Raw genomic sequence first — 25,228 nt, forward strand, 5'->3', positions numbered from 1 at the left:
CTAACCCCATTTCGGCCAAACTAAACAGTGACTTAACAAAGGAGGCACTCTCGTTGGCTTGGCTCATCGTTTTATTCGCGGGCTTTTGTGGTGGCTTGGTCCAAGGCCTGACTGGCTTTGGCGCCGTCATCATCATGATGATTTTTCTACCAAATATTTTGCCCATCGACCAAAGTGCCGGGGTGGCCGGCCTAATGATGCTCGGCAGCGTCATCACCCTGGTCTATCGCAACCGACACGAGATTCGACTGACCCGCATCATTATCCCCTTCCTGGTTTACGCCAGCGTGGCAACTTGGTCGGTGCATCTCGGCCACGTCCTCGACGTCCACCTCTTGCGGATGTTGCTGGGTGGCCTACTAGTGGCCCTTTCCATCTACTTTACCTTCAGCAAGCGTCAGGGTGACAGCCAGTATCCCTGGTTCATCGCCGGGATTTTCATGATCATCTCGGGATTCTTCAACGGCCTGTTTGGGATTGGCGGCCCGCTGATGGCGCTCTACTTCCTCTCCAAGGCCCATTCGATGTCCCAGTACCTGGCGGACCTCCAAACATTTTTCCTGATTGACACCTTCTACATCACCAGTCTGCGGGTGGCCAGCGGCATCGTGACCCTCCACCTGGTGCCCCTGATCCTGATTGGCATGGTCGGCGCCATCACCGGGACCATGATTGCCGCCCACCTACTGAATCGACTGAACGTGACGACCATGAAGCGTCTGATTTACGTATTCATTGGTCTCAGTGGGTTATATTACTTATTTATTTAAAACAAAGGGAAGCAGCCAGCGCGGTTGCTTCCTTTTTCAAATGAAAAAGCCCGACCTAGTCGGATTCGACCGGATCAAGCTTCGAAGACTTTTTCAATTGACGGGCCAGCAACCAGCAGACGAAGACCATCCCCGTCGACAACAGGTAGCTGAACTTGATCCCGACCAGCTGACTGTTCATCGACCAGTGAATGTGGCTGGTACTGGTCAGACTGATGATGGCCACCAAGAGCGCCGTCCCAAAGGAAGCTGCCACCTGCCGCAACGTGTTGTAGACCGCGACCCCATCGGGAATCATCGGCAGTGGCAGCATCGACCAGGCATGCGTCTGAATCGGGATCAGGACCAAGACCAGTCCCAGTTGCCGAATCGTTTGCCCCGCAACCACGTAGACCATTGAGGCGTGACTCCCCGTGGCGCTCAGCATCAGCGAGCCGCTCATGTCGATGGTCAGGCCAATCATGACCATCCGGCGGAAGTTATATTTATCATAGAACCGTCCACTCAGCGGTGAAATGATGGCCGTGCAGACCGACCCGGGCAGGAGTGTCAGCCCCGAGACGAAGGCGCTTTGATGGAACACGTTTTGGACCAGCACCGGAATGATGATGGCATTCCCGTACATCGTAACCATCAGTAACATGTTGATGATCAGTGGTAAATTAAATTGCCGATAACGGAACACGTGTAAATTTAATAATGGGTAGCGCTTGGTCCACTGGCACTTGACGAACAAGCCCAGCAGAATCACGCCGGCCACCAGGGGCACGACGCCCTTCAGTGACCAGAACGCCGTCTCACCCACGTTGGAGAAGCTGTAGAGGGCTAACGTCAAGCCAAACCCGGACAGCAGTAATCCCGTTCGGTCGAGCCGTTGCTTGTGGAGTTCCCCCACGTTGCGCAAAAATTTAGGCGCCAAAATAACGTCGACCAACATTAATGGGAGCGTCAGGCCAAATAAGTATTGCCAGCTCAGGTGCGTCAGGATGACCCCCGCCACGGTGGGCCCGAGGACCGGTGCCAGGTTCAGCGCCAGCCCGACGATGCCCATCGCCGCGCCCCGTTCACTGGGTTTGGTCGACGTCATCACGACCACATTGACCAGTGGAATGATAATCCCGGCCCCTAGTGCTTGAATCATCCGGCCAATAATCAGGACTGGATAGAGCGGTGCTGTGGCCCCAATCAGGGAGCCGACGATGAAGATCAGCGATGCCGTTAAGTACAGTTGCCGCGTGGTGTAGCGTTTGATCAGGTACGCCGTGGTCGGAATCATCAGGGCATTAATCAGTAAATACCCGTTGTTGAGCCATTGTCCCTGGGCGGTCGTGATGTGAAACGCCCGCATGATAGCGGGTAAGGCGGTGGACATCAGCGTCTGGTTCAGCACACTGAGGAACGCCCCCACCATGATGAGGCTAAAGGAGAAGCGGTTCTTATGCATATGTAAGTCAAACGACCTTCCAGAGAATTTAGTTGACAAAAGCAACTTATCTAATCATAATGGCGATAGTTGCCTTTGTCAACTACAGAAGGAGCCCTGCCATGAATAATGAAGCCATCACCCAAATTCGGGCATTCGACCGTTTCTATACCCGAATCTTTCACCTCGCCGATAAGTACCACCTCAAAACAAATTTAACGCTACTTGAAGCCCGCATCCTCTTAGAAATAGGCGAACACCGCCGCGACACCGCCAGCCTCCTGATTCAGGAACTAACCGTGGACAAGGGCTACCTCAGCCGGGTCCTCAAGCGCTTGGTGGAGCAGAACTTACTGCGCCAAACGCCGGACGAGACCGACAAGCGGGCCAAGCGCCTGTCGCTGACCCCCACCGGTCAGGAGCAATTGGCCCTGTTGAACCAGCGGGCCGACGACCAGGTCGCCACCCTCTTCGCTGGCCTATCCGCGGCGGAAACGCAGCAGTTGCTGACCGCCATGCACTACGTGGAAGACCACGTGCACTTACCCCAAGACTAGTAAAAGCCCCTGAACGTTGCCGATTACGCGGTCGTTCAGGGGCTTTTTAAATTGACACATTAATTTGGAATCGTCTCGACCCACTTTTTCAGCAGGAAGATGTTGATCACGGCCTCAATCACGGCGATGACCAGAATACCGACGATGTTGAGGATAAATTGGCCTTGCCCGCCCGTACTCATGATGCCACCGAGGTTATTGACCTCATGCAGCATGAAACCAGCAACCCGCACAACCAGGTAGATGACGACCACGTAGAGCACCACGTTGATGGCCCGGCGGCTCACATTTGGTAAGAAATTGTTCGTCGCACTAACCACTAAGTGAACCAGTGAAATCGTGGTCCAGCCGAGAATCACCATCGCTAGTCCCATCAACAGTAAGCCGATGACAATCTTGCCGGCTTCCAGGTTCGTGTACTCTGGTCCGGTGATGCCATCCAAGATGCCCTTAATAAAATCGGCATCAATCGATGCGGTGATGGTGTAGAGCACCACCTGAACAATTCCGAAGTAGAGGTACATGACGAAGGAAGATAGCAGATTCGTGGTATATAATTTCGTCTCGCCAACCGGAATCAGCCGGTAAGTGTCGCGCGTATAAACGTGTTCGTTAGCGACTGACATGAAGATAAAGACGGCAAGGAAGGCTGGTCCCGACCAGGACGCCGTGACGCCAAAGAATTCCCCGGAAGAAACTTCCCGTGTCGCCACGCTCCACAAGAGGGTAACCGCAATCACAGCCAGTTCCGCCAGAATCACCTTGCTGGTGGTCCGGAACCGATCCTTACTCATCACTTTAAAAACTGACCCAAAACTAGTCATGCTTGACGCCCCTCTCGTATAAACTTTCGTAGTAAGCTTCGATACCAATGCCAAACTCCTCACGGATGGCATCGCTTGGCTTGTGGGCGTAAATCCCCTGGTCCTTCACGATGACCACTTCATCCAAGATGGGCGCAATCTCTGACACGTAATGGTCTGAGATGACCATGGTGGCGTCCTCTGGCTTCCATTTGATAATGCTACTGATAATCCGCTTCCGGCTCATGGAATCAATCCCGCTAAACGGTTCGTCTAGCAGGTACAACTGGGCTTGGCGCGCTAAGGTCAAGGCGATAACCACCTTTTCCTTCATCCCCTTGGACAGCGCCCCCAGCTTCAGGCTAGTATCAATCTGTAAGAACGTGATCAGTTCTTCAAACCGTTGCCCGTCAAAGTCTGGGTAGACCGTCCGGTAAAAATTGGCCACCCGGTCGATCCGCGTGTTGGGCTTGAATCCACGAAGTTGTTCCGTGAAACTGATGTGGCTCTTATGGTGCGTCGCCACGCTGTCACCGCACACGGCAATCGTGCCAGACCCCTTGGCACTCCCCGTGATCAACCGCATCAGGGTCGTCTTCCCGGCACCGTTTTCCCCTAACAGGCCGACAATCTTGCCCGTCTCCAGGGTCAGGTCAACATCCTTCAAAATCGTTTTCAAGTTGTGCTTATAAGTTAATTGATTAATCGCTAACACGTTGGTCATCTCGCTGCCCCCTTTGTGCAATGTATTGTTTCAAGCTCGCAATGATTTGTTCATCGGTTAAGTTCAGTGCGTGTAATTGTTCGTAGACCCGCTCCAACTGTTCCATGACTAACTGCTCCTTTAACTGGGTAATTCGTTGCTCATCCATGGTGACGAAATTCCCCTTTCCCCGCTGGGATTCAAGAATCCCCTCCGTGATCATTTCCCCGAGTGCCCGCTGCACGGTGTTGACGTTAACCGTCAAATCCACCGCCAACTGACGAACGGCCGGCAGCTTATCCCCTGGCTTTAAAGCGCCGGTCATCATTTCATGATAAAGATAATTTTTAATTTGGTAGTAAATCGGGACCTTATCATCAAACTTCATTTGTCCTGCCTCCCTAGTGTTCTATTTAACTATTACACTGTAACATGTGAGTTACTCGTTAGCAAGTCTCTGACTCTAAAATAATTCTGCTGGCACAAGAAAAAGCGCGTCCCAACAGCGTTCGTCGCTAACAACGAATTTTGTTGGAACGTGCTTTTTCACCAAATACAGGTGATTATTTTTAGAGAATTAAGCCAGCCTAACTGCCTTCAGCAAACACTGAATCTACCTAGTCAGCCAAAGCAAGCTATCCATTAACAGCCACTCCACCCGGACCAGCAGAATCACCAGTAGATTGCGGCCACCACAATGGAATAGTGAGACCACAACCAAGAGCCGGAGGAAGCCAGGACGGAGCCAGCTGTGTCGGTGATGTTAGACCGAGCGGTTTCCCTCGGCCTTACATCACGGGACGACTTTGGAAACTCGCGAACTTCAGCGAGGTTTCAAAGCGAGGTGGAGGACCGCTCTTCAGGCCGGAACCGTTCCCCACAGCAGGTGCAGTCCTGGAAGTCGCAGGCGGCAGCATCCACAACCTCATCACTAACCAAACCGGACCAACAGAATCACCAGTAGATTGCGGCCACCACAATGGAATAGTGAGACCACAACCAAGAGCCGGAGGAAGCCAGGACGGAGCTGGCTGTGTCGGTGATGTTAGACCGAGCGATTTTCCTCGGCCTTACATCACGGGACGACTTTGGAAACTCGCGAACTTCAGCGAGGTTTCAAATCGAGGTGGAGGACCGCTCCTCAGGCCGGAACCGTTCCCCACAGCAGGCGTAGTCCTGGAAGCCGCAGGCGGCCAGCATCCACCACCTCGTCAGCAATCAAAAATCAAAACCTATTCCAAATACTGTTTAGTAGCCGCCACAATCTCCTGGAGACCCTTCTTGGCGTCGGAGAAGAACATTTGCGTGTTATCCATCGCAAACAGTGGGTTCTGCACCCCAGCGTACCCGGTACTCATGGAACGCTTGATGACGACCACGGACTTCGACTTGTCCACGTCCAGAATCGGCATCCCGGAAATGGCGTTGCCACTTTCTCTGGCCAGTGGATTCGTAACATCGTTGGCCCCAATGACTAAGGATACATCGGTGCTTTCAAACATTGGGTTGGCGTCATCCAACTGCTTCATTTGTTCATAAGGCACGTTGACGTCGGCCAACAACACGTTCATGTGCCCCGGCATCCGCCCAGCTACTGGGTGAATCGCGTAGTTGACGCTGATGCCTTGGTCGGTCAAGACTTTGGCCAACTCGGCCACTTCATGTTGGGCCTGGGCGGCGGCTAAACCATAGCCAGGCACAATCATAACGCTGTGGGCGTAGGCCAGTTGCAGGCCAATGTCGTCGGCAGAAGTTTCCTTCACGTCGACGGGCACGTCCGCTGCGGCCGCGCCACTGTCGCTATCACCGGTCCCAAAGCCCCCAGCCAAAATATTGGCCACGGAGCGGTTCATGGCATCGGCCATTTGTAAGGTCAAAATGGTTCCGGCCGCCCCGACCAAGGCCCCGGCAATAATCAGGACTTGGTTGTTGATGACGAAGCCGGCAAAGGCCACGGCTAAACCCGTGAAGGCATTTAACAGCGAAACGACGACCGGCATATCGGCCCCACCAATTGGTAAGGTCATCAGCAGGCCAAAGATCAGACTCATCGCCAATGCCAAGGTGACGTACCAGACGTTGGTCGTCAGCCCCATCATCAAGTAGGCGGAAGCCAGAATCGCGATGACCACAATGATATTTAACAACCGCGACCCCGGAATACTAATGGGCTTCCCGGAAACGTGGCCGGAGAGTTTCCCGGTCGCAATCAGTGAGCCGGAAAAGGTGATGCCCCCGATGACCACGTCCAGAAAGACGGGCAGGGAGAAGGCCACGCTCAGACCGGCACCATCGCCCTTTAACAGGTAATCGAAAATCCCAATCGTAGCGGCAGCCCCGCCACCCACGGCGTTGAAGAGGCTAACCAGCTGAGGCACGTCGGTCATCGGCACCTTGCGCGCCTTGACGACCCCGTAGAGAATCCCCAGCGCCAGGCCGACGAGCAAGACGACCCAGCCAATCGCATCAATTTTACCTTCAATAATAATCGTGACAATAATCGTGATGACCGCGAGAAACATCCCCACGGCGGAGAGGCCGTTCCCCTTCCGCGCCGTCTTTGGCGAGCGCATCAAGTGGACCCCCAGGACGTAGCAAACGGCGGAGACCAGATAGATCAACGATGAAATTGTTTGTAAAGCACTCATTTCTGCTCAGCCTCCCCCTTCTTGGCAGCTGGTTTCCGGTCAAACATGCCCAACATCCGGTCGGTCACGGTGTAACCACCAGCCACATTGACGGCCGCAAAGAAGGCGCCCAGAAAGGCAAGAACATAAAATAACGCACTGTTGGCTTCCGCTGCAATCACGAAGGCCCCCACGACAACCACGCCGTGAATGGCGTTAGCCCCAGACATCATGGGCGTTTGAAGGGTCGCGGGAATTTTACTCATCACTTCAAATCCCACTAACAGACTCAAGACAAAAATTGCTAAATTTGTAAATAATTCCTGACTCATGCCTAATCAACTCCTTTGGATTCAGTTGATTCTGCGGGTGCTTCCGCCGGCTTGGCGGGCTCGCGTGGTGGCAATTTCATTGCTTCACGTACGCGGCTACTGATGATCTCACCCTGATAGGTGGCCAGTAGTTCGCCAACCACTTCGTCGTCCACGTCCAGCACCAATTTACCCTCCTGAACAACAGCGTTCAGTACGGCTTGCACGTTCTTGGCAAACATGTCGGATGCCGAGGCGGGCAATTGACTGGCCATGTCGCCAGCCCCCACGATTTGCGCCTGTTGCGGCGTCATCACGGTCTTGCCCGGCTGTGAACCGGCGACGTTGCCACCCAATTCACTCGCCGCGAGGTCGATAAATAAGGTCCCCGCCTTGGCCGCGTCCACGGATTTCTGAGTGACCAACAATGGTGGCCGCCGTCCAGGCACTTGTGCCGTCGTGATGATCACATCGTTTTGAGCAATGAAGTCTGCCAGCTCGGCCTGTTGCTGTGCCGTTTCTTCTGGCGTCAAAGCGCGGGCATACCCGCCCTCACCGGTAGCGGAGACGGACGTGGTCAGAAACGTCGCGCCCAGTGATTCGACTTCCCCACGAGAGGCTGGTCGAATATCATAGCCGGATACCATGGCCCCGAGCCGTTTAGCGGTCCCAATAGCCTGCAGACCGGCAACCCCGGTCCCTAAGACCAGCACCTTCGTCGGTTTCGCCGTCCCAGCAGCCGTGATCATCATCGGCAAGTACCGGGCAAAACTGTCCGCCGCCAACAACGCTGCCTTATACCCGGCAACACTGGCTTGTGAACTCAAGACGTCCATGGTCTGGGCCCGCGAAACGGTTCGTGGCAACAACTCAAAGGCTAAGGCATTGACCTTTTTCGCCGCTAATTCTTTGACATAATCCAAATCCGTTAGCGGTCGTAGCAGGCCCAGTAACGTTTGTCCGGCCGTCAACTGGTCGACCACGTCAGCGCCGGGCTGGCCAATGGTCGCAATCACATCGGCGCCCTTGATGACGGCGTTTCGCTCACTGATTTTGGCCCCGGCCTGCTCGTAAACGGCATCCGGATAGAAGGATCTTGTCCCGGCCCCGGCTTCAATCAGCACTTGAAAATCACTCTTGACCAGCTTCCGTACCACTTCTGGTGAGAGGGCAACCCGGTTCTCCCCGGGTGCTTCCCGTAAAGCAGCAATCGTTAATGACATGCCACCCATCTCCTTTTGAGAATTCCTTCACAATTTCAGCATAGGCCTCTCCGGGGGCCAAAACAAGTTTGCCCCTCTTTATTAGACAGTTAATAAGTTGACCGTCCAACGCGATTCACTCCCTGGTCATTCACCATAAAAACCAGCCAGGACAACAAAAATAGCCACTCAGCATGATTGTGAGTGACCATTTATTTTGGCACAAATAAATTCAGTGAATGTCCTGGCTTGCAAATAATGGCGAATTCTGATTTATCAAGTCCATCTTAACAACCCGACTTTGTTCAGTGGATGCCAACAAAGTTGTGAGTTCAACGCACGCCAACCGCAGGGCTGGGAAAACTGGGCCGGTCGTATCCGTTCCCGGCGGTGCGCTCAAGGTGCCCTGCTATGGGGTCGGTTACAGCCTGAGAAGCGGGCTTTCACCTCAACTTTGAGCCAAAGGACGGTCTCAAAGGTTGTCCCATGGTCTAGGCTGGAAAAGGACTCCAGCCAAGTCCATCGACACAGCCGGGCACCTTGGCGCCCCTCTGGTCACTCCTGCGACTGGCCCATTTTTCCATGCCGTCTACCTTTTACCCAAAGACTAAATCTAAAGCACGTCCCCGACCACCTTTTGCCAGCATAGGTGTAAGCTTAACTTGTTCCTAATCATAAAGGAGTGTTCAGGATGAAACTAAGAAAATTTGGTGTATTGCTTGCCGTCGTCAGTCTTTTCGCTGGTCTCGCTCCCGCAACCGTCGGCAACGCCTCGTCTTGGCAGGAACATTATCGTTCCGGCTGGTATAAGGTTCGCGTTAAAAAGACGACTAAGGTTGATAAAATTAAGTATGGTCCGGCTGCTTATCAGAATAAGATTGTTGGCCATGCCACATTACATAAAGGTGCTGTTGTTAAAACCGGCTACTATGGTCGTGAAGGGTTCAAATGGCTGCTAACCAGTGCGCATAAGTATAAAGCACACAAGGGTTACGGCTATAGTGCTCACTTCAAAAAGGGCTCGTTCAAAGTTCTCAGTCGTACGAATTAAGCTAAAAGACGATGGCTTCCCCTCAGGAGAGTCCATCGTCTTTAATTTACAAATAATTTAGCTCAGCCATCCATCCATTTCGAACTTCTTCATCTGGATGATTTCAGCAGCGGCCGCCGTGACCTGCTTGGCGGTTTGCACGTAACTATCCCCGGCTGTAGCGGCGGTGAATTGCTCTGCCAACGTCGCGGATTCAGCCTCGTCAAACAGCCACTTCAACGCGTCTTGCTGCGACAAAATCAGGAACAAATTACTACCAGCCCGGGTCAGTTTGCCCGCCTGAATCTGGTCCTTGAGCGTGGTCAGAACCTCTTGTTTACTGGTCGCCGTGGGTTCGTAGATCACGTGGGGCTTCAAGTTATTTTGAAAGAGCACCCGCTCCGTGGTCTGTTCCGCCAGCGTTTCCGCGCCGATGCCGTCGTAAATAGCGTTGACGATGTCCCAGCTCGTCACCAATTTCAAAACCGTTTTCAACCGGTCATCCTGGGCAATATCGCTGGTCAATCGAATCCGGAACGAATTCAGGTATGCGGGCTGTTGATCCAAGTGCGCCTCATCGGCCACGCTCAACCGGTCGCCAGTCACCTGGAGAATCTCTTGGTCCAATAGGTCGAGGAGCGTCGCCAGCACGAAGTATGCCTGCGTGGTGAAGCGCGTCCGCAACGTGGGTTTTTGCCCAATATGTTCGGTTACTAGTAAAAAGTTTTTGGCGGTTGTGAGTGCCAAGTTGGTTCCCCCTTAGAAAATCTCGAAATTAAAGCCTACGAAGCGTAAGTATACCACACGTTTGCCGGGCCTCAGCTATTTTTCTGGCAGACCGTGTGACTAGCGCCACCATTTTAGCCGGAAAATAATTAAACCCAAACCTACTGATGACACAAAAGGACCGACCCGCAAGTCGATCCTCAGTTGATTCACTCTTGAAATGTTCTGAAATGCTAATTGCCTGTGAATGGTGATTCGTGAAATCACGCGATCATCCTAGCTGAACAGCACTTCCATCACGAGGATGGCGCCACCAAAGAATAGGACGAACAGCACAACTGGCCAAACGAACTTGAACCAGTGCGAGTATTTCATATCCAGCATTTGCAGCGTAGCCATCACCAGACCGGTTGGGGCCAGGAACAGCATTGCGTATTGCCCGAATTGGTAAGCGGTAACCACGGCGAACCGAGGAATATCAACCGTATCGGCCAACGGCGCAAAGATTGGCATGGCCAAAACAGCTAAACCAGATGATGATGGCACGATGAATCCCAGAACGAAGAAGATCAGCATCATAACGATGATGAAGACGGACCCACTGACATGGGCAACCAGGTTCGAGGAGTATTGTAAAATCGTATCGGAAATCATCCCGTTGTTCATCACTAAGTTAATCCCACGGGCTAATCCAATGATCAATGACACCCCAACTAAACTTGCGGCCCCATTGGTGAAGGCATCGACGACACCCTTTTCACCGATACCATACTTACCAGTAGCGGTAATGAACATAATGATAATGGCAAAGAGGAGGAAGGAAGAGGCCATGGTTGGGAACCACCAGCCCTGGGACATAACGCCCCAGACCATGATTGGGAACGTTACCACGAACAAGACCAAGATGATCTTCTTCCGCATCGTGAAGGCCGTGTTGGCCGTGTGCTCAGAGGAAACGGACCACATTTTATCAAAGGAACTCTTATCCTCGTATGAATATGAGAATGATGGCGTGTCCTTAACCTTCTTGCTGTACCAGTGCAGGTAAGCGACAACGAAGGCCGCCGCCACCACTAACCCAGCAATCCGCCAAGTAATCCCTTCGGTAAAGTTAATCCCAGCAGCGTTAGAAGCAATCACGACGGAGAACGGGTTAATCGTCGAGAAAGCGGTACCAATTGAACTCGACAGGAAGATAGCCCCCACACAGACGATGGAGTCGTAGCCCATCGCAATGAAGATAGGCACCAAAATTGGGTAGAAGGCCACCGCTTCTTCTTCAATCCCACACAACGTCCCCCCAAGAACCATGAGAATGGAAACCATGAAAATCAGTAAGAACTCGTGCCCTTTCGTCTTCTTCGTCAACGCCATCAGACCGGATTCAAAGGCCCCACTGGCCTTGACGACCCCAATCAGGCCCCCAAGAACGAAGATGAAGACCATGATGTCAACGGCCTCAATCGTCCCGTTGACCATACTCGTCGTAATAGCGCCGAGTCCGGCTGGCCGTTGCTTCAAGCGGTGATACGTGTTGGGAATCGAGACCGCTTGGGTGATTCCGCCAGACGTGAATTTTTTGATCTTAATCTTCACGCCCAATTTATCCAGTTCCTGTTGGGTCGCTGGTACTTTAACGGTCTTACCAGCTGGACGGGAAATCTCCAGGTGGGAACCACTATATGATAGCTTAGAATATGAACCGGCTGGAATCATGTAGGTAGCGAGCACGGCGACAATCGTCAAAATAAATAAGATGACGAACGCGCCGGGCATTTTCAATTTAAATCTTTTCTTCTTCGGTTTTGGTGCGACTGATGCATCCATTAATTTCACCCCTTAAGTGATTTTTTAACGCCAAACGAAAAACGCGGTCCAAGAACGGGTGTCACCAACATCACCGTACGATTGGACCACGTTCCGTTAATTTAACTGATTAAGCTTTGATCAGCGTCCCGACCTTGCCAGCTAAGGCATCGTCGAGGTGATCCAGTGAGGTGATCAGCGCCGTACGGCCGTTACCGGAAGCGACGAAGCTCAAGCAAGCTTCAATCTTAGGTAACATACTGCCTGGAGCAAACTGACCCTCGTCAATGTAACGTTGGGCGTCCTTGGTAGACAACTCACGCAAAGCCTTTTCGTCTGGCTTGCCGTAGTTCACGTAAACGTCATCAACGGCGGTCAAGATGATCAATTGTTCTGCGGAAATGTTGGCAGCCAATAAGGCACTCGAACGGTCCTTATCGATGACGGCTGGCACACCCTTCAAGCCCTCGTCAGTTTCGATGACGGGCACCCCGCCACCACCACCGGCGATAACCAAGTTATCATTTTCAATCAAGTCATTGATACTCTTGATTTCAATGATAGACTTAGGAAGTGGGGATGGGACAACTTGACGGTAGCCCCGACCAGCATCTTCAACAAACGTGTAGCCCTTTTCAGCGGCAATCTTGTCAGCGTCTTCCTTACTGTAGAAAGAGCCAACTGGCTTGGATGGGTGATCAAAGGCGGCGTCATTTTGGTCAACTTCAATCTGAGTCACAACGGAGGCCACGTCCTTCTTGATGCCTTGACGGTGTAATTCGTTGTGCAGACTTTGTTGTAAGTGGTAGCCAATGTAACCTTGGCTCATCGCGCCACATTCTGGGAATGGGAAGGCCGCACCTTGGCCATTTTCAGCGGCGTAGTTCATGCCTAGGTTAATGGCCCCAACTTGGGGACCGTTACCGTGGCTGATAACCACTTTGTTACCGGCAGCGACTAAGCCAATCAAGGACTTAGCGGTGTGTTTTACTAAATTTAATTGTTCTTCTGGTGATTTGCCCAAAGCGTTTCCGCCTAAAGCAACAACGATTTTAGCCATATGTTATTCCCCCACTATTCGCCTAAGGTTGCAACCATGACAGCCTTGATGGTGTGCATCCGGTTTTCAGCTTCTTGGAAGACGACTGAAGCATCGCTTTCGAAGACTTCGTCCGTAACTTCCATTTCAGTGATACCAAATTTGTCAGCAATTTCCTTACCAACCTTGGTTTCAGCATTGTGGAATGAAGGTAGGCAGTGTTCGAAGATGACGTTAGCGTTGCCCGTCTTGGCCATCATGTCGCTAGTGATTTGGTAAGGTGACAGTAACTTGATCCGTTCTGCCCAAACTGAGTCGGGTTCACCCATGGATACCCAAACGTCGGTGTATAAGACGTCAGAATCCTTGACCCCTTCGTCGATGTCGCTGGTGATTAAGATTTCAGCACCGGTCTTTGCAGCGATAGCGTTAACTTTGTCACGGAGTTCCTTGGTTGGCCGTAATTCCTTAGGGCAAACTAAGTGGAACGTCATCCCCATGATTGCGCCACCGATCATCAAGGCGTTGGCCACGTTGTTCCGGCCATCACCCACGTAAGTGAAGTGGATGTCGCTGTAGTTCTTCTTCAAAACTTCTTTAGCCGTCAAGAAGTCAGCTAAGACTTGGGTTGGGTGATCTTCATCGGTCAAACCGTTCCAAACAGGCACGCCTGAGTACTTGGCTAACGTTTCAACCGTCCGTTGAGAGAACCCACGATATTCAATCCCGTCGAACATCCCACCTAAAACGCGGGCAGTATCTTTGGCAGATTCCTTCTTACCCATTTGGGTCCCAGTAGGTCCTAAGTATGTCACTTGTGCGCCTTGGTCATGGGCACCGACTTCAAAGGCACAACGGGTACGAGTTGAACTCTTTTCAAAGATTAAAGCAATGTTCTTACCAGCTAATTTTTGTTGTTCAGTCCCAGCGTACTTGGCCTTCTTCAGGTCTTCGGCTAATTGCAGTAAGTAGCCCATTTCCTTAGGGGTGTAGTCCAATAAAGTTAAAAAGCTACGGTTACGAAGATTAAACATTGTGTGTTCCTCCTTTAGTTAATTACAAGTACTAGTATAGAAAGCGGTTTCATAGAACTTCAAAATGCTTCAAAACTTTGTTAAACTTTTTTCGAAGGAGCTCAAACTATGATGAAACAGTTTCATTTATACCGCCAGGAGCGTTATCAACGCATTATCCTGGCAGCGATTTGCATTGCCTTAGCCTCGCAGGTAAATTTTCAAACCTACGCCCCCGGCTTCATTATTACGCTATCCGTTTTCATTTTGCCGGTCATCCTGTACTTCAATAGCGACCTGAATCCTATTCAACTGCTGGTGGCGGTCACGATTGCGTCACCGATCTTCAGAGGCCTGCTGCTATTCATTGGCCACGCCGTCGATCCGTACGACAATGTCATCTACATCCTCGCGGACATGGCGTTCTACATGTGTTACGGTATTCTCTACTACTTCCTGTACTGGCGCAAAACGGAACGGACCAACACCACCTTTTTTCTCACAATTGTGCTATGCGACTACCTTTCCAACCTATTAGAAGTTAGCTTGCTGACCGATTTCTCCCATTATACATACAGACTTTTTCAGATTTTATTTATCGCCGCACTGGTCCGCAGCATTGTCAGTTGCCTCTTGGCCTTTCTGTATCATTACTTTAAACTGATGTTACGGGACGAAAAACACGAGCAACGCTACTATCATTTCATCTGGGTGGCCTCGGCTGTAAACAGCGAAGTTTATTTCATGCGCAAGAACATCAGTGAAATCGAGAACGTCATGAAGAACGCCTACCTCTTGAACCAGGACCTCCAACACACAGACATCGACAAGGCTGAGCAGGATAAGGCCTTACAGATTGCCCGGGACGTGCATGAAATTAAGAAGGACTACCAAAATGTAATTCGGGGCTTGGGCGATTACTTTAATGACGATGAAGATACCGCCATGCAACTGTCAGATATTTTAACCATTACGACTTCTTACATTCGAGAATCCATCAAGGCCAAGTTTCCGCACGTCACCATCGAGGTCCACAACCACGTCGACCTCGTCATCCCCAACCACTATTACGTCGTGTCCATCCTGTCCAATCTGATTTTTAACAGCGTGGACGCCATGGAAAATCAGCCTTCCGGGACCGTCGTTGTGAGCGCCACCGATCGTGGTAACCACATCATCCTAAACGTCAGCGACAATGCCAGCGGGATGAATCAGGAAACGCTGGCAATGATCTTTCAGCCCGGCTTCACCACCAAGTTCAACGAGAACGGCGACGTCTACCGGGGCATTGGCCTGTCGCACGTGAAGATCATTGCCCAGGAACAGTTTGACGGTGACATCAACGTGACATCCGAACTCGGTAAAGGCACCAATTTTGAAGTAACTCTCAGTAAGAAACGCTTAGAGCAGGAGGAAGAAGCCTAATGAATTTCTACATTGTTGACGACGACCCCTCGATTCCAATGATTTTACGCCAAATTTTGGAGAAGAACCCCGACAATACGGTGGTCGGCATCGCCCACGACGCGAAGAAGGCTCTGTCAGATATCATGATCATGGACGTCAATATCGTGCTGGCGGACCTCTTGATGCCGGGCATTTCCGGTATCGACCTGATCAAGCAACTCAAGGACCTGAAGCCCGACCTACGTTCCATTATGATTTCCCAGGTCAAGGACAGCGATTTGCGCGCCCAAGCCTACGAGGCCGGCATCGAATTTTTCATTGATAAACCCATCAACGTGATTGAAGTGAAAACGGTGGTCGAGAAGGTTTCCCAGAGCGTTCAAATGGCCACCAAGCTCAACAACATTCAGTCACTGGTCGGTGGCGGCGCCGTCACGGCCGCTCCCGTGGTCGACCAGCATCAACACCAGAAGGAAAAAATTCTGTCGATTCTGCGGTTCCTGGGAATCACCTCGGAGGCCGGCTCGTCAGACATCTTGGCGATTGCCCAGGTCATGCTCGACCAAAACATTAGCTTCCGCGACATCGACTTCAACGCCACCTACCACATCGACGACCGCGAAAAGAAAATCATGTTCCAGCGCATCCGCCGCGCCATTAAGACCGGTCTAACCAACCTCGCCAACATCAGTCTAGACGGCATGGGCGACGAAATTGTCGTCGAGTACGCCAACACCCTCTACGAATACAAGAACGTCCGCAGCGAAATGCTCCTGCTAGAAGGCACCCGGACTACTGGGGGGAAGACTTCTTTGAAGCGGTTTTTTGATGGGTTGGTGCAAGAAGTATAGAGTGCGGAGCAGGGCGCCTAACTGGCGAGCATTAACGGCGTAACGGGAATACCCCCGGGTCTGGGGTATTTTCGTTACGGTGTTAAGCGGAACCAGTTGCCTTGCGTAGCACGTTTCGGAGGCCGCAAGGATTGGGATTGTTCCAGGAAGAACCAGACAAACGGTCTAAAGCAAGATGAAATCTAGGACCCATCCCCGGGCTTGGGTCATTGCTTAGTCGGGGTTAAGCGCAGGGACCTGGCTCTCGTAGCACGTTTCGGAGGCCGCAAGGTCCAGGATTGTTCCAGGAAGAACCAGTCAAACGACCTAAGAAAGTAGAAAAGCAATGGCAAATCCCAGACCTGAACCAATGCGGTTAAGCGCAGGGACCTGGATCGTGTAACACGTTTCGGAGGCCGCAAAGTCCAGGATTGTTCCAGGAAGAACCAATCAAACGACCTAAGAAACCACAAAATCAAAAATCCCAACACGCCCCAAAAAAGAATGGCCCCCGCCATTCTTTTTTAACCCCCAAGTCACCACCAAACATCCCCCACATCCCCAACAATTACCTACCGTTATTTTCACGTATACGCCATCGATATTTGAGCGTATAATTAAAAACATTAATTAGTTAGCCAGACAAACCCTAAAGAAGTGAGATAGATGCCCATGAAACACGCGAAACGCCTCCCCCTCAAAGACCTGCTGGTCAAATACCGCATCGTTGTCATGATTGGCGCCATTGTGGTCCTTGGTTTTACCGGCATCTTCAGTGTGCAAGCACGCCAAAAACAAGCCACGCCTCACGTCCAAGCCGATAAGCCAGCCACCAGCCGGCAGATCAGTGCCCAACAGCGGCACGTCAAACGACAACTCCATACATATTTCAAGAAAATCACCGCCGATGGCACCACCAGCGTCACCTTCTACAACCTGGGCGCCACCAAGGGCAGTCAGTCGGCCAAGTCAGCCGTCGCCAATCAGTTTTACAAATCCGGTAAGCTAGCCACGTCGGCCAACGCCCATACGCCAGAGGTTACCGCCAGCACCTACAAGATCTACATCGCGGCCTACCTCTTCCACCTGAGCAGCCAACAGGCCTACACCTGGACGCCGACGAATCAGGACGGCTTCCACCGGATGATTGTGAATAGTGACAACGACTTTCCCGAAGGTATCCTCGATACGTACGGCCTCGCTGGCATCAACGAGTATCTCAGCAGCGAGGGCCTCTACGCCCCCACCTTTGTCATGAACCAGGAATCGACGACTACGGCCGCCAGCCTGCAGAAGATGCTGATTAAATTGGCGCGGGCCGATGCACCATTTAATAACGCCCATAATCGTCAATGGCTGCTATCCTTAATGAAGCAACAGGTTTACCGTGATGGGATTCCCGCCGGAGCGGCCGCCGCAACCAAGGGCACCCTCGTGGCGGACAAGGTCGGCTGGTTGGCCGATACCAACAACGACGCCGGCATCGTCACCCTGCCCAATGGGCAACGCTACGTGCTGGTCATCATGACCCACGGCCACGGTCAGACCGGCTTCACTGGTTTTCCCCGGATGGCCAAAATTACCAAGCACGTGCAGAAGCTCGTGTACAATCCAAAACTGGTTAAAAATTTAGAATAAGCTTTTTCTGAACGAGCAATCGCTGTACGACCGGCGATCTGCTCGTTTTTTCGTGCCATTTATTTTGCAATATTCCCCACCAAAGATCTAATCTTGGCATACCGATTTTTTATCGTTGACAAATGTAAACGATGGCGGTATGCTTAATTCATCCATTAAGGATTACAGATGTAAACATAAAGGAGATCGCGCTCATGACAAAAATTTTAGTGCTTATCGTTGCCTTACTACTCATTGGATTTATCGCTTGGTGGTTCTTCGGCAAGCACACCACCGCCGCGGTTGACGCCGCCGTGACTGGTTCCAGCCAGGACGTTGGCGTTGAAGTCAGCGGTGGCTACTCCCCCAGCACCGTGGTCTTGAAGAAGGGCGTGCCCGCCACGCTCACATTTAACCGGAAGGACCCTTCCAGTTGTTTGGAACAGGTCGTCTTCCCTGACTTCGGGATCAACGAATTTCTCCCGCAAAATGAAGCGCACGTGATTCCCATCGACACCAGCAAGCCTGGCGAATACGATTACGCGTGCGGCATGAACATGTTCCACGGCAAGGTTATTATCAAATAAATTGGAGGTCTTCATCATGACAAACAAACAATCAGCAACGGTCATCGTCAACGGCGGCTACTCCCCAGCAGAAGTTGTGCTTACCCAAGGCGTGCCCGCCGAACTCACTTTCAAACGCATCAACGACGCCGGCTGTCTGGACCAAGTGCATTCCGAGAGCCTGAACTTCAGTGAAGACCTCCCCTTAAACGAGGCCCGCACCGTCACCATCGACACCAGCAAGGCCGGCGAGTTTCCATTTAGCTGTGGGATGGACATGTTCTTCGGAAAGGTGGTCGTTCAGCCATGAGTATTAAAAATCGGTTCGTCTTCTCACTCATCCTGTCCCTGCCCTTATTAGTTGAAATGTTTACCAGCCCACTAGGCATCATGTTGCCCGGCGGCGTTTGGACCATGTTCTTCCTCACCACGGCGGTCATGGCCGTTTCGGCGGGGCCCTTCATCGAAAGCGCCTGGGCCGCCTTCCGTCACCACCACGCCAACATGGATACCCTGGTCGCCATTGGGACGATTACTGCTTACCTGTACAGCTTCTACGCCATGTTAGCCGGCAAGGACGTCTTCTTTGAAAGTGCCGCCTTCGTGGTCACCCTGATTTTACTGGGCCAATATTTCGAAGAGAAAATGAAGCACTCCGCTTCCGGTGCCGTCAGCAAGTTAGTCGACCTGCAGGCCAAGGACGCCGAAGTCATGCGCGACGGCCAACTGGTCAAGGTACCTCTGGCCGAAGTCGCTGTCGGTGACATCATTCGCGTGCGTCCCGGCCAAAAGATTGCCGTCGATGGCGTCATCACCGAAGGCACCTCGACCATCGACGAATCCATGGTCACCGGCGAAAGCATGCCCGTCACCAAGAAGGCTGGCGACCACGTCATCGGCGCCACCATGAACAGCAACGGGACCTTCATGTTCAAGGCCAGCAAGGTCGGCAACGACACCCTACTTTCCCAAATCGTGGAAATGGTCAAGAAGGCTCAGACCAGTCACGCACCGATTCAGAAGTCCGTGGATAAGGTCGCCGATATCTTTGTCCCCGCCGTCTTGATTGTGGCCATCGCCACCTTTACCATCTGGTACGTCTTCATCGGCGCCTCCCTGGTCACGGCCATGCTCTTCGCCGTTTCCGTCGTCATCATCGCCTGCCCGTGTGCGCTAGGGATTGCGACGCCAACCGCCTTAATGGTGGGGACCGGTCGCAGTGCTAAGATGGGCATCCTGATCAAAAACGGGGAAGTCCTCGAAGCCGCTAACCACGTTAAGACGGTCGTTTTCGACAAGACCGGGACCATCACTGAGGGTCATCCCCAGGTCACGGACATTGTCGGCGACGAAGCCACGGTCTTACGGGTGGCGGCTAACCTCGAAGTCTCCTCAGAACATCCCCTGGCCGCCGCCATTTTGGACAAGGCCAAGGCCGAAAAAGTTGACGTCACCGCTGCTGAAAACTTCCAAGCCATCGAAGGTAAAGGGGTTCAGGCTACGGTTGACGGGCAACAAGCCTTTATTGGGAATGATAAATTGATTGCCGATTACAAGTTAGACGCGACCCTGAGCGACCGCATGGCTCAGCTACAAAGTGAAGCCAAGACGGTGGTTCTCGTGGGGATTGCCGACCAAATTATTGGGTTGATTGCCATTCAAGACGCGCCTAAAGCCAGTTCCGCTGGCGCCATGGCCGCACTCAAGGCACGCGGGTTACGGACGGTCATGTTGACCGGGGATAACCAACGGGTCGCCGAGGCCATTGCGGCCGAAGTGGGCATCGACACGGTCATCGCCGACGTGCTGCCCGGTGACAAGGCCGACCACGTCAAGCAACTCCAGGCCGAGGGGCCAGTTGCCTTCGTGGGTGACGGCATCAACGACGCCCCCGCCTTAACCACGGCCGACGTCGGAATCGCCATGGGTTCCGGGACCGATATTGCCATCGAATCCGGTGGCATCGTCCTAGTCAAGAATGACCTGATGGACGTGGTCCGGGCCCTCGAGCTCAGCAAGAAGACCTTTAACCGGATCAAGTTGAACCTGTTCTGGGCCTTCATCTACAACACGTTGGGCATTCCCGTTGCCGCTGGGGTCTTCGCCGTCTTCGGCCTGGCGTTGAATCCTGAAATTGCCGGCCTGGGCATGGCCTTGAGTTCCCTGTCCGTCGTCGCCAGTTCCCTGTTGTTGAATAAGTCAAAATTAACGTCAACGCCGGCCACCGACGCCCACGTTGCCTAAACCGGAGGGATTTCTCATGGACGAAAAATTTTGGAGTAAAAGCACGCGGTTGACCGCCATCGCCGCCATTGTCTACCTAATCGTGGCCACAGGCGTTGGCATGCTGATCACGAATCACTAATTTTAGCCAAATGAAAACCGTTGCCGCCAGCGCCTACGAGCGTTGGTAGCAACGGTTTTTTGATTATTTCTGGAGAGCTGTAAGAATATCGGGTTCCACTTTATCAGGGGTGGTAATTGGGGCGTAGCGGTCGATCAACTGACCATCGCGGCCAATCAGAAATTTGGTAAAATTCCACTTGATCCGACCGTGACCCGCGGTGGCCTTGAGGTAGGTGAACAACGGGTCCTCATCATCCCCGTTGACCGCAATCTTTTTGGTCATGGGAAAAGTGACCCCGTAATGCATCTGGCAAAAGTCGCTGGTGGCGGCGTCGGTCGCTAACTCCTGGTGGAATTGGTTGGATGGCAGGCCGAGAACCTCGAAGCCCTGCTCATGGTACTTGCGGTAGAGCGCTTCAATGCCTTCCAGCTGGGGCGCGAGGCCACATTTACTGGCGGTATTCACGATCAACAACACCTTGCCCTGATAGTCCTTGAAGTCAATGGCCTGGCCACTCATTTCCGTTTCGGTAAACTCGTAAATCGTTGCCATAGAACCGCATCCCTTCCGATTGCACGCTTAATGTTTAGCCTTTTAATTAATTGTGTACAAATTAATTATACATCATTAAATTCCCATTGGCGCGCAATCTGCTGGAAAACGGCTGCTAGTCTTTGTCATAGATTGCTCGCAAGCTGGCTAAATCTGCGGTAGACAGCTGCGTCTTCCCATGGTCCAGTGGCGTCATGACGGAAGACTTGTCCGAGCTGTGGTCCAGGCCCAGGGCGTGCCCTAGCTCATGAACGGCAACGGAGCGTTTGAACGCATGCGGATAGGTGGCGTTGAGTTTAGCCGTGGCCGTGTTGGTCGTCAAAATCCCTCGCCAACTGATGCGCTGCGTAATCTGGGGACCCCCGTGGCCGTACTCGATGATGGTCTGGCCCTTGGGTTCGCGTTTATGATAGGTGCCAAAGGTGATCTGGTTGGTCTTGGCACTCCCGGTCCCCGCCACCAGCTGAACGATGCCGGTCTGGTTGTAGATTGCAACGGCATTGGTAAAGACCTCGCGCACCCGTTCCGGCGTATCCTTGGCAAAATGATAGTAGTACTTTTTCTGGAGTAAGAGCCCCTGCATGGCCTCTTCCACCGGCGTCTCGTCCGCACCGGTCTGGGTGGTGGCATCACTGGTGTTGCGCAGGATATAACCACTTGCCCGATAATTTCCGGACTGACTCTGACTCGCGGCCGACTGCGCCTTTCCCGTCAACGTGGCCACAATTGCCGCGCGGTAATAGGTGAACTGGGTCGACAGTGGCTGCCAATTGACAGCGATAAACACACCGATTCCCAAAACAATGGCAAGTAACAAACGTCTGACAATTTTCACAGCGCAATCTTCCCTTCGACTCTCTTCTGCCCCGACAATGTTTCCAATTAAGTTGATTCTAGGCTATCTAGTTGTGGGGCGCAACTAGATTGACCTCATAATTTTCAAGCCCACCGATTGGGTAAAAAAAGCCCGCCGGAAGCGGACTTTTAGTGATTTATTTATAGTAAACGTGACCGTAAGTTGGGTGCTTAATTGGCGAGGTTTCAACACTTTCACCGGTTTGCTTGTAGCCGTACCACTGAGCCTTGTAGGACTTGTGCTTGCGGTTGGTCTTGCTGACCTTGAACTTGTAATAGTTCACCAGCTTGCCATGGGTCCAGCCCATCTCGTGCCCCTTGATGTAGTAAACGTGACTGCCCTTCTTGTGTTGATAAGTCATGTTCTTATTCGTGACAAATGGTAGTAGTAAGGCATTAGACTTGATCGTAAACCAAGGATAATAGTCTAAAGTCTTATCCTTCTTCGGATCAACCCACTTGCCCCGCAAAATCTTCGGTGTCCCCTTGTGCCAAGTCGCGGCATTGGCGGATTGGGTGGTGCTGGCGCCAATAGCTAAACCAGCAACAACGGCTAAAGCAGTGGCTCCTACTTTCAACATGTTCTTCATGAAAAGCCCTCCCAGGGTGAATTATTTGCTCTTACAAGGTTAATCATACATCAAGGAAACCAAATTGAACATAAGTAATTTCGGGACACATCTTTTAGCACTTTACTTGTAGAAGTAGTGGCCGTACTTAGCCTTCTTTGCCTGGTAATCTTGGCCGTTCCCTCTCTGCTTGTAAATGTAGAACTTAACCTTATGGGACTTATGTTTCCGCGTAGTCTTACTTAGTTTGAAGCGGTAGTAGTTGATCAGTTTGCCGTGGCTGTACATTGTTTCGTGACCCTTAACGTCATAGATGTGGCTCCCCTTTTTGTGGCGGTAGTGCATGTGCTTATTGATAACTGGATCAATACCACTCACTTCTAGCCCATTGGCTTTGACAACAAAAGATGGCTGAAAGTTTCCAATTGCACTTCGCTTACGATCGACCCATTCACCCCGCAGCGCTTTCGGCGTTCCCCGATGCCAGGTTGCAGCGCTAGCCGTTTGGGTGGTACTTCCTCCAATTGCCAATCCCGTTGCCAACGCAATGACCGTCATACCTAATTTCATTTGTGACTTCATACAATTCCTCCAGTGGATTAATTTAACAAATTAATTGTACACCGCAAAAGTAAATTGAACACGGGAAACCGTGAGAAAAGGTCTGCACTAAAAAAACGCCGAACAGCCATAGCCACTCAGCGTTGTCTTTCAAATTAAGTTAAACCAAAGCCAGCACCGTAAAGTTAATCACAAACAGAATCGATACGATCCAGATCAACGGGTGAACGTCCTTCGCCTTCCCCAAGACCACCTTGACGATGCAGTAGAAGATAAAGCCAGCCGCAATCCCATAGGTAATGTTGTAGGCAAAGGCCATGACAAACGTGGTCATGAAGGCCGGAATCGCCTCGTTTAAATCGTGCCACGGAATCTTGCTGAAGGAGCTCATCATCATGATTCCCACTAGGATCAGCGATGGCGCAATGGCTGCCGTCGGAATGATCGACAGTAATGGTGAAGCCAGAGAGCTGGCCAAGAATAGCACGGCCACCACAACACTGGTTAACCCCGTCCGGCCACCAGCGCCAATCCCCGCGGAGCTTTCCACGTAGGTCGTCAGGTTAGACGTCCCAAAGATGGAGCCAACACCGGTCGCAATCGAATCGGCAAATAACGCCTTATCCAGCTTGGATTTAAAACCGGGTTGGCTTTCCAGCTCAAGTTCCCGTTTGCCGGAGAAAATCCCTGTCTGCCGGCCAGTCCCAATGAAGGTCCCCAGGGAATCGAAGGTGTCAGACAGACTGAACGATAGAATCGTCATCAGAACTAAGATAACCCGATTATGTTCCGCAAATAACGAGCCCATCCCCTCGTGGGAAAAGGCCGCCAAGAAGGTCGTGCCCAGCTGATGTACCGACGCACCAAATGAAAAGCCACTGGCTAAATGCAGGTTAGTGACCCCCATGGGGATTCCAATAATGGTCGTCGTTAGGATTCCAATCAGGAGAGCGCCCGGCACCTTGCGGACTTTAAAAATGACCGTAATGACCAGGCCAATCAAGGCCAACACTAACGACGGTGAGTTGAAGACTTGGAGCGCCGGCACGATGCCACCACCCGTGACGACTGAGCTGACACCCTGGCCAAACGCCTTTTGCGTGGCATCAAAGGCCTTGCCGTTGATTGACACGATATTGCTGGCATCGCTGGTAAATTGGAGAAAGTTCGCGTTTTTCAGCCCCACGTAGGCGATAAACGCCCCAATCCCCCCGCTGATAGCCAGCTGGAGGTTAATCGGAATCGCTGAGATCAGCATTTTCCGAATCTTGGTGGCGGTGATAATGATATTGATAATACCACAGAAGAAGACCAGGGCCAACGCCTGTTGCCAGCTAAAGCCTAGCCCCATCACCACCGTATAGGTGAAGAAGGCATTCAGCCCCATCCCAGGTGCCAGCGCATAGGGCACGTTGGCAAAAAGCCCCATGACCAGGGTCCCGACGACGGACGCGATAATTGTGGCGAGAAAGACCGCTTGTTGCGGCATCCCCGTTTGCCCCAAGATGGTTGGATTCACAAATAAGATATAGGACATGGCAAAGAAAGTCGTGACGCCAGCTGCAACTTCGGTACCGACAGTTGTTCCCGATTCCTTAAGTTTAAAGAATTTATCCACAATCAATTCCTCCTAGAAAATCCGAACATTAAAATAATTATAATCAATAAATGTTAACTATTACATTCACGACTATACCAGATTCAGGCTAAAAAAGATAGCCAAATATAATTTAACGAACTTTGGCCGATTCATCGTCAACTGATTCTATTCTAGCCAGCGCCCCCATTGGACCCCAGTCGCTCGCTAACGTTGGCACGTTCACTTAATTATTCCGAGAAAACAAAAATACTAAGCTTAGAGGCATAAGAGTTATCCGACGGGATGCTCTTATGCCTCTATTACTTTATAGTGGT

At 51.9% G+C, this 25,228-nt stretch carries 25 protein-coding genes; 9 read left to right on the forward strand and 16 right to left on the reverse strand.

Annotation, left to right across the window (positions count from 1 at the left end):
- The first annotated feature begins 53 nt into the window (after nucleotides 1-53).
- Nucleotides 54-770, forward strand: coding sequence for a sulfite exporter TauE/SafE family protein (locus tag JUF13_RS04570; protein ID WP_203637995.1), 717 nt, complete (start codon nucleotides 54-56; stop codon nucleotides 768-770).
- 55 nt (nucleotides 771-825) lie between these two features.
- On the opposite strand, the gene JUF13_RS04575 is transcribed toward JUF13_RS04570, so the two are convergent.
- The gene (locus JUF13_RS04575) at nucleotides 826-2,214 is read right to left on the reverse strand and encodes an MDR family MFS transporter (RefSeq protein WP_203637997.1); all 1,389 of its coding nucleotides are present in this window, start codon (nucleotides 2,212-2,214) and stop codon (nucleotides 826-828) included.
- 101 nt (nucleotides 2,215-2,315) lie between these two features.
- On the opposite strand from JUF13_RS04575, the gene JUF13_RS04580 reads away from it, so the two are divergent.
- Entirely contained in the window at nucleotides 2,316-2,750 is a 435-nt protein-coding gene (locus JUF13_RS04580; protein ID WP_203637999.1) for a MarR family winged helix-turn-helix transcriptional regulator, read from the forward strand.
- 59 nt (nucleotides 2,751-2,809) lie between these two features.
- On the opposite strand, the gene JUF13_RS04585 is transcribed toward JUF13_RS04580, so the two are convergent.
- The 6 genes from JUF13_RS04585 to JUF13_RS04610 all read right to left on the reverse strand — a co-directional run bounded on the left by JUF13_RS04585 (nucleotide 2,810) and on the right by JUF13_RS04610 (nucleotide 8,417).
- Nucleotides 2,810-3,574, reverse strand: a complete 765-nt coding sequence (locus tag JUF13_RS04585) for an ABC transporter permease (RefSeq protein ID WP_236002667.1) — start codon at nucleotides 3,572-3,574, stop codon at nucleotides 2,810-2,812.
- Entirely contained in the window at nucleotides 3,567-4,277 is a 711-nt protein-coding gene (locus JUF13_RS04590; RefSeq protein WP_203638003.1) for an ATP-binding cassette domain-containing protein, read from the reverse strand. The genes JUF13_RS04585 and JUF13_RS04590 overlap by 8 nt, the downstream gene beginning before the upstream one ends.
- On the reverse strand, nucleotides 4,255-4,644 hold the full coding sequence (locus JUF13_RS04595) for a GntR family transcriptional regulator (RefSeq protein WP_125763620.1): 390 nt from the start codon (nucleotides 4,642-4,644) through the stop codon (nucleotides 4,255-4,257). The genes JUF13_RS04590 and JUF13_RS04595 overlap by 23 nt, the downstream gene beginning before the upstream one ends.
- 844 nt (nucleotides 4,645-5,488) lie before the next feature.
- A complete protein-coding gene (locus JUF13_RS04600; RefSeq protein WP_203638005.1) occupies nucleotides 5,489-6,904 on the reverse strand; it encodes an NAD(P)(+) transhydrogenase (Re/Si-specific) subunit beta in 1,416 nt (471 codons plus the stop codon).
- Nucleotides 6,901-7,215 (reverse strand): NAD(P) transhydrogenase subunit alpha part 2, encoded by a 315-nt coding sequence (locus tag JUF13_RS04605; RefSeq protein WP_125575806.1) that lies wholly within the window; start codon nucleotides 7,213-7,215, stop codon nucleotides 6,901-6,903. Before JUF13_RS04605 ends, JUF13_RS04600 begins: the two co-directional genes overlap by 4 nt.
- Nucleotides 7,216-7,217: 2 nt before the next feature.
- Nucleotides 7,218-8,417: an NAD(P) transhydrogenase subunit alpha gene (locus JUF13_RS04610; protein WP_203638007.1), complete on the reverse strand. Its 1,200-nt coding sequence runs from the start codon at nucleotides 8,415-8,417 to the stop codon at nucleotides 7,218-7,220.
- A 670-nt stretch (nucleotides 8,418-9,087) separates the two neighbouring features.
- Between JUF13_RS04610 and JUF13_RS04615 the strand changes: the two genes are divergently transcribed.
- Nucleotides 9,088-9,447 carry a hypothetical protein gene (locus tag JUF13_RS04615; protein WP_203638009.1) on the forward strand — a complete coding sequence of 120 codons (360 nt, stop codon included), beginning with the start codon at nucleotides 9,088-9,090 and terminating at the stop codon, nucleotides 9,445-9,447.
- Between the two features lie 57 nt (nucleotides 9,448-9,504).
- On the opposite strand, the gene JUF13_RS04620 is transcribed toward JUF13_RS04615, so the two are convergent.
- The 4 genes from JUF13_RS04620 to argF all read right to left on the reverse strand — a co-directional run bounded on the left by JUF13_RS04620 (nucleotide 9,505) and on the right by argF (nucleotide 14,031).
- Nucleotides 9,505-10,173, reverse strand: coding sequence for a hypothetical protein (locus JUF13_RS04620; protein WP_203638010.1), 669 nt, complete (start codon nucleotides 10,171-10,173; stop codon nucleotides 9,505-9,507).
- Between the two features lie 255 nt (nucleotides 10,174-10,428).
- A complete protein-coding gene (locus JUF13_RS04625) occupies nucleotides 10,429-11,979 on the reverse strand; it encodes a YfcC family protein (RefSeq protein ID WP_203638012.1) in 1,551 nt (516 codons plus the stop codon).
- A gap of 109 nt (nucleotides 11,980-12,088) precedes the next feature.
- Nucleotides 12,089-13,018 (reverse strand): carbamate kinase, encoded by a 930-nt coding sequence (arcC, locus tag JUF13_RS04630; protein ID WP_125763630.1) that lies wholly within the window; start codon nucleotides 13,016-13,018, stop codon nucleotides 12,089-12,091.
- 14 nt (nucleotides 13,019-13,032) lie between these two features.
- Entirely contained in the window at nucleotides 13,033-14,031 is a 999-nt protein-coding gene (gene argF / locus JUF13_RS04635; RefSeq protein WP_203638014.1) for an ornithine carbamoyltransferase, read from the reverse strand.
- Nucleotides 14,032-14,139: 108 nt separating this feature from the next.
- Here argF and JUF13_RS04640 point away from each other — a divergent pair, with 108 nt between their 5' ends.
- The 6 genes from JUF13_RS04640 (at nucleotide 14,140) to JUF13_RS04665 (ending at nucleotide 20,674) form a co-directional block, all read left to right on the forward strand.
- On the forward strand, nucleotides 14,140-15,435 hold the full coding sequence (locus tag JUF13_RS04640; protein ID WP_203638016.1) for a sensor histidine kinase: 1,296 nt from the start codon (nucleotides 14,140-14,142) through the stop codon (nucleotides 15,433-15,435).
- Nucleotides 15,435-16,268 carry a DNA-binding domain-containing protein gene (locus JUF13_RS04645; protein ID WP_203638018.1) on the forward strand — a complete coding sequence of 278 codons (834 nt, stop codon included), beginning with the start codon at nucleotides 15,435-15,437 and terminating at the stop codon, nucleotides 16,266-16,268. The genes JUF13_RS04640 and JUF13_RS04645 overlap by 1 nt, the downstream gene beginning before the upstream one ends.
- A 645-nt stretch (nucleotides 16,269-16,913) precedes the next feature.
- Nucleotides 16,914-17,885, forward strand: a complete 972-nt coding sequence (locus tag JUF13_RS04650; protein WP_236002668.1) for a serine hydrolase — start codon at nucleotides 16,914-16,916, stop codon at nucleotides 17,883-17,885.
- Nucleotides 17,886-18,079: 194 nt separating this feature from the next.
- On the forward strand, nucleotides 18,080-18,451 hold the full coding sequence (locus JUF13_RS04655) for a cupredoxin domain-containing protein (protein ID WP_125763640.1): 372 nt from the start codon (nucleotides 18,080-18,082) through the stop codon (nucleotides 18,449-18,451).
- Between the two features lie 16 nt (nucleotides 18,452-18,467).
- Entirely contained in the window at nucleotides 18,468-18,740 is a 273-nt protein-coding gene (locus JUF13_RS04660) for a cupredoxin domain-containing protein (RefSeq protein WP_125763642.1), read from the forward strand.
- Nucleotides 18,737-20,674, forward strand: a complete 1,938-nt coding sequence (locus JUF13_RS04665) for a copper-translocating P-type ATPase (protein ID WP_203638020.1) — start codon at nucleotides 18,737-18,739, stop codon at nucleotides 20,672-20,674. The genes JUF13_RS04660 and JUF13_RS04665 overlap by 4 nt, the downstream gene beginning before the upstream one ends.
- 184 nt (nucleotides 20,675-20,858) lie before the next feature.
- Here JUF13_RS04665 and JUF13_RS04670 read toward each other — a convergent pair whose 3' ends face one another.
- The 5 genes from JUF13_RS04670 to JUF13_RS04690 all read right to left on the reverse strand — a co-directional run bounded on the left by JUF13_RS04670 (nucleotide 20,859) and on the right by JUF13_RS04690 (nucleotide 24,932).
- Nucleotides 20,859-21,329, reverse strand: coding sequence for a glutathione peroxidase (locus tag JUF13_RS04670; protein WP_203638021.1), 471 nt, complete (start codon nucleotides 21,327-21,329; stop codon nucleotides 20,859-20,861).
- A 115-nt stretch (nucleotides 21,330-21,444) separates the two neighbouring features.
- Entirely contained in the window at nucleotides 21,445-22,164 is a 720-nt protein-coding gene (locus tag JUF13_RS04675; RefSeq protein ID WP_203638022.1) for a matrixin family metalloprotease, read from the reverse strand.
- 157 nt (nucleotides 22,165-22,321) lie between these two features.
- On the reverse strand, nucleotides 22,322-22,774 hold the full coding sequence (locus JUF13_RS04680) for a hypothetical protein (RefSeq protein WP_203638023.1): 453 nt from the start codon (nucleotides 22,772-22,774) through the stop codon (nucleotides 22,322-22,324).
- Nucleotides 22,775-22,876: 102 nt separating this feature from the next.
- A complete protein-coding gene (locus JUF13_RS04685; RefSeq protein WP_203638024.1) occupies nucleotides 22,877-23,335 on the reverse strand; it encodes a hypothetical protein in 459 nt (152 codons plus the stop codon).
- A 139-nt stretch (nucleotides 23,336-23,474) separates the two neighbouring features.
- The gene (locus tag JUF13_RS04690) at nucleotides 23,475-24,932 is read right to left on the reverse strand and encodes an NCS2 family permease (RefSeq protein WP_203638025.1); all 1,458 of its coding nucleotides are present in this window, start codon (nucleotides 24,930-24,932) and stop codon (nucleotides 23,475-23,477) included.
- Nucleotides 24,933-25,228: the final 296 nt, after the last annotated feature.

This window comes from Levilactobacillus wangkuiensis (assembly GCF_016861605.1).
Taxonomy (GTDB): domain Bacteria; phylum Bacillota; class Bacilli; order Lactobacillales; family Lactobacillaceae; genus Levilactobacillus; species Levilactobacillus wangkuiensis.